We start from the raw sequence: 8,887 nt of genomic DNA on the forward strand, positions 1-8,887 counted from the left end.
ACAGATTTTAATTGGTTAGATTATTTACTTGACATCCAGTAATTATTTAACCTTAATTTAAACCTTAATATATCTCAAAGGAGCAACAGGATTATCCTTACTTTACCATCTCTGGCGTGGGGTAGAAAATTGCCTCCGACGACCGCAGTTAGCGGTGGAGGAAGAAATTCTGGCGGGTGAAGTTCTTGCCTGGGGGGAGCATAGAACCATGTCCTTGACCATAGTATGCTTCGAATGTAAGCGAGTCGTAGGGGTGAAGGCAGGGGGAGACGGGGTTACCCATACAATTTGTGGTAAATGCTTACGCAAAAGCTTGCAACCGATAATTCTCAGGGAGCAGGCCCGAGAACAACAAGAGGGCCGGGGCAGTTGGCCGTGCTATATGACACCAACCTGCATTATTGATCCCGACCGGCAGCTCGTCCATTGCACTCAAAAAGATTGTTCTTTTTTCCCTATCTGTACCAGACTGAATCCTGGACCGGAGGATCTGGTCGAATTACAGGCACGGCTGGCTAAGAGGAATCCGACTGTCCATTATACGCAAGCCCCGCCAGAAGAGAATCCGATTCCTCGTTAAGTTTCCGGCAGAAAGAGCCCTTCCTTTAATTCCCGGTCACTGGCGGCGGGGAAAGGAATGTAGGATTTTCTTTATATCCACCGGGATATAAGTCCGGCTGTGACTGGGGCAGACCGACAGCCGCAGGGTATTGAGGTCACAGACCGCGGAATAAACGGTTTCTTCCCAGACCTGGGGATCGAGCAAAATATCTTCCAGGTCGGCCACCGACAGCTTCGACTTGGCCCCGGCCAGATGTAAGATGCGGTAATAGCGCTGCAGCGAACCAGGATCCGGCGGTTGGGCGATAGGCCGCAGTGCTGGGCTGAGCAGATGATTGGTAGTGATCAACAGTCCATATTGGGGTCGGCGACTCGACCGGTGCTGGAGTCCCAGTTCTACCAACAGCAGGCGGCGTTCGGAGGCGCTGGCCAGTATCACATTCCAGCCATGAAACCGCGGCCATTGGGTAATCAGGCGTTGGGCCCGGGAGAGATGCTCAGCTTCGGCCAGGGCCTGCCGGAGCCGCGGAAAGATAAATTGGCCGTTAGCGGGCACCGGCTCTATACTGAAACTGGTATTGAGAGTTACATAGAGTCCGGCCTGATTTATGCCCAGTGTGGGAAAGGGGATGCCGGGCAGGGTGAGGGCGACATAGGGAATGCTCCCCGAGGTCCGATAAGCCAGAAGCAGCACCGGGGTTCCTTGGAGATAGGGCCAATCGAGGTTGTGAGCCACCAGAACATGTCCGTCTGTGGTTCGGGAACCTTCCACCCCCAGCGAGGAGCAGGCAGGGAAAAGAATGGCTTCGGCAAAAAAATTAAGTAGATAAATATCTTCCAGCGATACCCCGGCCCCTTGGGCCAGCCCCTGCAGTTCGGACACAATATTGGCGGGCAGACGGGCCAATCCCCCCTGCAAATAACCGCGCATCTCGGCCCGGAGTTCTTGGGGGCGTGGCCCCAGGAACTTTTTCTCCATAACCTGGTGAATGAGGCGCTGAATCTCTAACCGGAAAAGTTTTCCATGAATTTCACCACACTCTGCCGGAGACCCCCAAAGCATCAGCACCGGCAACTCATAAATCTGAAAAAATCGGTAGTTTTGCTCTTGGCTCAGAACCGGCCGCACCTTTATCCCGGTGACCATGACAGCCAGCGTCAGACCCAGGATCAGGGCGCGCCGTCTTTTCAATAATCTGGTAGTTTTTAGGATCATGTGAATTTCTTATGATGGCTTGGCCCTTAGTGACCAGGCTGGGCTATCGGCAGATACAGACCGAAGGTGGCACCCTGACCAGGCAGATTTTCTAGAAAGATATTCCCCCGATGTTCCCAAAGGATGCGTTCGGCAATGGTTAAATCCATGCCAATTTTAGCCGGGTTGGTGCTGAAAAAGGGATTAAAGATAAAAGGCCGATCTTCGGGGCGGATGCCGCCGCCGGTATCAATGACTTCGATCATCAGCCAGTGTAAACCTACACTAGTACGCAAGGTCAAGGTTCCGCCTCCCGGCATGGCCTCCAGGGCATTACGGATCAGGCTGGCCAAGGCCCGGATGATCAGGCGCCGATCAAGGTAGTGTTGATAATCTGGCGGTAGATTATTTTCGAAAATCAGCTTGACGCCCTGATTTTTGGCCATCTCGGCAAAAGGCGCGGCCGCCTCGGTCACCACCTCCACCACTTCCTCTGGCAGCAACACCGGTTCCGGTAATTCACAGAATTCCTGAACCCGTTGGACAAGTTTTTCCAGCCGTTCCGCACTGTCAATGATATATTTGATATACGATTGCAGTTGTTCATCACCGGGCAGCTTGCGGGCCAATCGGTGGGCAAAGCCGCCAATGGTCATCACCGGATTGCGCAACTCATGGGCTACTCCCTGGGAGATGCGGGTTAAAGACATAAGGCCTAACTGATAGAGGCGTTTCAGTTCGTTTATCAGTTTCCGTTCCTGCTCCCGTAAAGCATAGAGCTCGGACTGATCGTGAAGCAGCACCGACACCGCCAGCACCTGACCATGATGATCCGGGTTCTCGAGATAAGAGGTAATGAGGAGCAACTGTCTTTCGGTGCCATCCGGGCAGAGGTAAGAAACTTCTTTATGGGCCTGGACGCCCCGGTTCTGGACAATATCCAGAATGGCTTGATTAAAATCATCATTCTGGGGGGAGGCCAGCAAAATCTGGCCCCAACTTTTACCCTGTAATTCTTCCCGCCTGATCCCCAGGATCCTTTCTGCGGCCGGGTTGAGATTGATAACCGTCCCCCCCGGACCGATCAACAGTAATCCTTCCTGCAGGGCCTCAAAGATATTTTTGCTTACCAGCTCCAGCGATCGACCGTCCATTAAGTTTTCCTATTATCAGGCAGTTCCTGCCAGCCGAGAGAATGACCAGGAGTCAAGGCTACCTATGGCCTTCAGGCTCCTGAAGAAATACCGAAAGGCTTGAGGGTCATGAAGATTCCATTAACCATGTATGGGGAGTGAACCGCCAGTGATAACCGGTCTGAATAACCGGTGACTTCGTTACCCTCGTGATCCCCCTTTGGAAGAGTTGATATGATGCGTATGATTGTATGATTAAATAATTAAGGAAAAGACCGGATTAACCTCGACCGCAGCATTATCCGGAAGGATAATTTTTATATAATAGTATATGCCTGATGCTTTTGCTTGTCCATCATATATTACCCGGTCAGCAAGCGAATGACTGGAGAAAATAAAACCGTTCTCGGCCGCGGCGTCACGGGTTGCAGACCCCAACCCCGTAATAATTTCTAACCCCTTTCCAAAAAGGGGTCTTCAGGGTATAATACGATGCCATGAGTTCGTTCCAAAAGGCATTTTTCCAACCAGAAGCGGTGGCGGTGATCGGCGCCTCGCGCGATCCGGTGAAAATCGGTTATGCCATAGTTGAAAATCTCAAGCAGTGTGGTTTTCCGGGGCGCATCTATCCGATCAATCCCCAACCGGGAGAGATACTCGGATTGAAAACTTATGCTTCCGTGCTCTATGTGCCTGATGAGCTAGATCTGGCGGTGATTGCCATTCCGGTTCCTGGGGTGGCCGCGGTGCTGGATGAGTGTGGCCGTAAAGGGGTTAAGGGCGCTATCATCATCACCGCCGGTTTTGCCGAAGTCGGTGGCGAGGGTCGGCAAACTGAACGCTTACTGGTTGAAATCGCACAAAAATATTCCCTACGGCTGCTCGGCCCCAACTGTATGGGCATCATCGATACTATCATCCCCATGAACGCCTCGTTTGCCGGGGGGATGCCGGTTCCAGGAAACATCGCCTTTATGAGTCAAAGCGGTGCCTTGGCGGAAGCCGTTCTTGATTGGGCCTGCGCCGAAGGAATCGGCTTATCCCGCTTTGTCAGCCTGGGGAACAAAGCTGATCTGACCGAGATCGATTTTATCCGAGCCTGGGGCGCGGACGAACATTCCAAAGTTATTCTCGGATACCTGGAAGATATCCGAGATGGAGCCGAATTTATGGCCCTTTGCCAGCAGGTGACGCGCCAGCAAGGCACCCCGATCATTGCAATTAAAAGTGGCACGACTGCGGCGGGTACCCGCGCGGTGGCGTCCCATACGGGGTCCCTGGCAGGCTCAGAACATGCTTATGACGCGGCCTTTAAACAGGCCGGGGTGATTCATGCTGATTCCGTGGAGAGTCTTTTTGATTATTCCTTGGCCTTTGCTTATCAGCCGATCTGCCGCGGTAACCGGCTGGCCATTGTCACCAATGCTGGCGGCCCGGGGATACTGGCTACTGATGCCGCCGAACGGGCCGGATTGCGAGTCGCCAATCTGGCGGCCGCAACCATCCAGCGGCTCCGGGACCGGATTCCGAATATTGCCTCCGCCTTGAATCCTATTGACGTGCGCGGCGATGCTTTCGAAGATAGTTACGACATTGCTTTGCGCCTGGCCCTGGCCGATGCCAATGTGGACAGCGTGTTGGTCATTCTTACCCCCCAAAAACTGACCCGGGTGGAAGAAACCGCCTGGGTGCTGGCCCACGTAGTGACGGAGATGAGAAATTGCCAAGCATCATCGGCAACTCTAGAACCTCGGGAATCCCCCTCTGCCTCACGGATCCATTTGCCATCGCAGTCTAAACCGGTGCTGGCCTGTTTTATGGGGGAAGCGCATGTCAAAGAAGGCATCAAAATTTTGCAAGACCACGGTATCCCCCACTATTCTTTTCCGGAGCGCGCCATCCAGGCCTTGCAAGCCATGTGGCGGTATCGGCAATGGCTGGACCGCCCCCTGGCTTCCCCGCCTCAATACGATTTTGACGAGGCCCAGATTAAGAATATTTTCGCCCAGGCCCGCGCCGACCGTCGGGTTGCTCTGGCCGAAACTGAAAGCCATGCCCTTGCCACTGCTATCGGCCTGACCGTTCCCCAAACCGAACTGGCCCGCAATCGGGAAGAGGCAGTGGCTGTGGCCCGATTAATCGGCTATCCGGTAGTATTTAAAATTGCCTCTCCGGAAATTTTGCACAAGTCTGACCTGGGTGGCGTCCAGGTGGGAATTAACAATGACCTTGAAGCCCGTGGGGCCTTTGATCGGATTACCTCTCGGGTCCATCGATTGGCACCCAGCGCTCAAATCTGGGGGGTGACCGTGCAGGAGATGGTTCCGCCCGGCCGGGAAGTGATCATCGGGATGAGCCGCGATGCGCAGTTCGGACCGCTATTGATGTTCGGCCTGGGGGGTATCTATGTGGAAGTTCTGAAAGACGTGGTTTTCCGCATTGCTCCCATCAACGAATCCGAGGCCCGCGCCATGATCAATGAAATTCACAGTGCCCCACTGCTCCGGGGCGTGCGGGGGGAGAAGGCCCCAGATCTGGAGGCTGTCTGCCAGGCCTTGCTGCGCACCTCGCAATTGGTATCCGAATTCCCGGAGATTCTGGAACTCGATATCAATCCACTGGTGGTCCACGACCAGGGTGCCATCGCGGTAGATGTGCGGCTGGTGATTACGTCCGAAAAATAAAACCTAATTTTTACCGCAGGCCAGCAAAATATCCTTGGCCTGTAACCGGAGATCGAGGATGCAAGCCCTTTATATCACATCTACTACTCCGACCAGCGGCAAAACCGCGTTGTGTTACGGGCTGGCGGCACGTATGCGACAGGACGGCCTACGGGTAGGATATTTCCAGCCCCTGGTGATTTTGAAGCAGGACGGCAGCGGAGATGCTATCAGTAAGGATGCCAGCTTTATGCGCGCCGCTCTTAACCTCAAGGAGAGTCAAGAAGTCTTATCGCCAGTAATAATTGACGCCGCGGGGTTGGAAAAAGCCCTGGGGGGCCAACCCAGCAATTATGCCGAGCGGATCGAGCAGGCGTTTGTCGAAGTGGCAAAAGATAAAGATGTTCTGTTGATTGAAGGCGCTGCCACATTGAACGAGGGGCTGCTGCTCGATCTGCCCCCTCAGGCGCTTGCCGCCCGTTTTAATACCCGGGTCTTGGTAGTGATAAAATATAGTGATGAACTGGCTCTAGATGGCTTGCTGGCCGCCAAAGTTCAGTTTGGCGCCAGCCTCTTGGGGGCGGTCCTCAACGAAGTGCCGCTACCCAATCTGCAATTCGTCGAGCACTCAGTAGTGCCTTTCCTCCTGAGCCGCAGGGTGCCGGTATATGCCACTCTGCCCCGGGAACGGCTGCTGATGGCCCTTACAGTAAATGAAATCGCTGAATTTTTGGGAGCCGAGATTTTGAATTCCCCTGAGCAGGGGGACCAATTGGTGGAGAACTTCCTGGTCGGGGCCATGAGTGTAGACGCGGCCCTGTCATATTTCCGTCGCCAGCCCCACAAAGCGGTGATAACGGGCGGTGATCGCTCCGATATTCAGTTGGCAGCCCTCGAAACCTCCACCCGCTGCATCGTTCTTACCGGCAATATCCCTCCCGGAGCGGTAATTTTGAGCCGGGCCGAAGAATTGGCCGTGCCGCTGCTGCTAGCCAAACAAGACACCCTGAGCGTAGTGGAGATCCTGGAGCAGTATTTTGGTCGGATACATTTCCATCAGCCTCATAAGGTGGCTTTTTATCAAGAATTATTAGCCAAATATTTTGATTTCCCTCGCTTCTATGCTGACCTAAAAATTAATCAAGAATAACTCTAACACAGAGTTCTTATGACCTGCATTAGTCGCATTGATATGGGGCTGCTCAGCTTATTGCCGATGGTGGTCAAAACTTCTTTCGATGGCTAGGGTGGGTGGATGACCACCTTGTCAGTTTGTCATCTTGGAAGGCTGGCTGTTCGATCCGAACCAGGCCGCTGCCAGGGCCATGAGCTTGATGAGGGTGGTAACTCACCTATGGGTAAGAAACTCTTCCAACCCATGATGGAGTAAAGCAAAGGCGATGCGGCGCTGGTCAAAGCCGGAATGTTACCTTGCGTTCGCTGCTTTTTATGGCTAAACTTAATATTTATTTGCGCCTGTAGCTCAGCCGGACAGAGCAACGGACTTCTAATCCGTCGGTCGCAGGTTCGAATCCTGCCAGGCGCGCCAGGAAAATCAAGGGGTTAGCTAAATCGGCCAACCCTTCTTTTTTCTTGGTGTCCATATAGGTGTCCATGCAATCAGATTTTCTTCCCTACCAGGTTCTTGAGTTCCTCTTTGGTCACTGTTTCCTCTTTGGTCACTGTGTTATAACGCTTGAACACGCTCATGGTCTTATGGCCGCTCGCCGCCATGATGCGAAAGTAGTCATGACCCTGGAGCCGCCAGTTGTTGATGGCCGTGTGCCTCAAGTCGTGAAAAGTGAAGTCATTAAGCCCGGCACGCCTGCAGGCCGTAATGAATGACTTCTTAATGGACGCCACCGACCGCCCTTTATAGGTGAATACCTTAACCCCTGGCAGTCCTCGCACCATGCCCTTAAACATGGTGATCAATTCCGAGTTCAACGGTACTAGCCGGCCTTCATTGGTCTTGCAATCCTCTGGCCGTAGCTCAATAAAGCCGTCCTTAAGGTCCACCTGGCCCCAGGTCAGGCTAAGAATTTCCCCTTGGCGCATACCGGTATAATAAGCCAGCTTGACAATGGGCTTTAAATGGGCCGGACAGTGGGTCAGCAACCGGGTGTATTCTTCTGGGGTTAATACGCGGTCCCGAACATTGTTTTCTCTAAGAAGCTTCACGGCCATCGCCGGGTTGCGCTCTGCCTTCCCGTTTTTAATGGCCTTGTTGAAGATAGTCTTTAAACAAGCCAACTCCCGGTTGACGGTGGCCGGTCGGGTTAGGTGCTGAGGGCTTCGGCCTGATGGTTCGGTTAGCCTCTTTTGGCGGTAGGCTTCCACCAGGCCTGGGGTAATATGTTTAAGTAGCCAATCCTTAAAATGCGGTAATAGCCGGTTCAGGCTTTGAATGTCGCGCCGATAAGTCTTCTTGGCCTGCACTTCCGGCAAGTTTAAATACCACTGGGCCAGGTCTTGAAATTTGGTCCTGATATCCGGGCTTTTCTTAATATGGCGTCCCTCTGCTCTGGCGCTTAGTACTTCCCTTAACCTTTGCTCCGCGGCTTCCTTGTTCGGGCCGATCCGCTCCCGCTTCCGGTAGCCGTCCTGATACCATTCAATCCAATAAACCCGGCCAGAATACTTCGCCAGAGCAAAGCCGCATTTGCAGACCTTGACCTTCTGGCTGTTCCGCTTCTTGCACTCCGGGCACTCAACCAACAGACCCATTTTTGCTACCTCCCGCTTTTAGTCGGTTTTCTAATGTTTCCAATGCCAGGGGGATATATGGCGGTATGCCTCGCACCCCTCGTTCCCACCGGGATATGGTCATCACATCCACCCCCAAGGCCTGGGCCAACTGCTTTTGGGTTAGACCATGCTGTCTACGCCAATTGCCTAAATTTTTCCCGTTCATGGTTACCATGATAGACCAATTGCCTACTAATGTCAATGAAAATATTTGAGCGCGTTAAAAGTTGGGCAAAAAATCTCCACGTTTAGTTTTTGGACTATTTTCCTGGGACAACTTCCGCCAGTAGGTTTGCAAATAATCAAGGTTACCACGAAGCAGAGTCAAACTATCTCTCCTCTCCACCAATATGGTAGCTTGGTAGCAGGCTCATCAATTTTAATTCTATCATTCATTTTTTGACAGTCAACTATATAATGAGTATATCCATGTCTATTGATACAATATATCGTATGTCTCACATCTGAAATTCCACAGCTCTAATGTTATCATCCAAACCCCTGTTTCAAGTTTTGCTATAGAGGTAAGGGGCAACTTTTGAAACCATTTACTCCTCCAAGCATCGCTGCCGCCATGGGCGGGGCCA

At 52.7% G+C, this 8,887-nt stretch carries 6 protein-coding genes and 1 tRNA gene; 3 read left to right on the forward strand and 4 right to left on the reverse strand.

Features of this window, described 5'->3' with window-relative positions; all coding sequences use genetic code 11:
- Positions 1-616 precede the first annotated feature (616 nt).
- Together JRG72_00595 and JRG72_00600 are read right to left on the reverse strand one after the other, a co-directional pair.
- Positions 617-1,777 (reverse strand): hypothetical protein, encoded by a 1,161-nt coding sequence (locus tag JRG72_00595; protein ID MBW2133721.1) that lies wholly within the window; start codon positions 1,775-1,777, stop codon positions 617-619.
- A gap of 26 nt (positions 1,778-1,803) precedes the next feature.
- The gene (locus JRG72_00600; GenBank protein MBW2133722.1) at positions 1,804-2,910 is read right to left on the reverse strand and encodes a PAS domain S-box protein; all 1,107 of its coding nucleotides are present in this window, start codon (positions 2,908-2,910) and stop codon (positions 1,804-1,806) included.
- Between the two features lie 476 nt (positions 2,911-3,386).
- Between JRG72_00600 and JRG72_00605 the strand changes: the two genes are divergently transcribed.
- The 3 genes from JRG72_00605 (at position 3,387) to JRG72_00615 (ending at position 7,101) form a co-directional block, all read left to right on the forward strand.
- Positions 3,387-5,573, forward strand: coding sequence for an acetate--CoA ligase family protein (locus JRG72_00605; GenBank protein MBW2133723.1), 2,187 nt, complete (start codon positions 3,387-3,389; stop codon positions 5,571-5,573).
- 58 nt (positions 5,574-5,631) lie between these two features.
- Positions 5,632-6,702: a phosphotransacetylase family protein gene (locus JRG72_00610; protein ID MBW2133724.1), complete on the forward strand. Its 1,071-nt coding sequence runs from the start codon at positions 5,632-5,634 to the stop codon at positions 6,700-6,702.
- Between the two features lie 322 nt (positions 6,703-7,024).
- Positions 7,025-7,101: transfer RNA gene (locus JRG72_00615), tRNA-Arg, on the forward strand.
- Between the two features lie 71 nt (positions 7,102-7,172).
- On the opposite strand, the gene JRG72_00620 is transcribed toward JRG72_00615, so the two are convergent.
- Complete coding sequence (locus JRG72_00620) at positions 7,173-8,279, reverse strand: tyrosine-type recombinase/integrase (protein MBW2133725.1); 1,107 nt, start codon at positions 8,277-8,279, stop codon at positions 7,173-7,175.
- Entirely contained in the window at positions 8,263-8,475 is a 213-nt protein-coding gene (locus JRG72_00625; protein ID MBW2133726.1) for a helix-turn-helix transcriptional regulator, read from the reverse strand. Before JRG72_00625 ends, JRG72_00620 begins: the two co-directional genes overlap by 17 nt.
- Positions 8,476-8,887 lie beyond the last annotated feature (412 nt).

The sequence above is a fragment of the Deltaproteobacteria bacterium genome, assembly GCA_019309545.1.
Taxonomy (GTDB): Bacteria; Desulfobacterota; Desulfobaccia; order Desulfobaccales; family Desulfobaccaceae; genus Desulfobacca_B.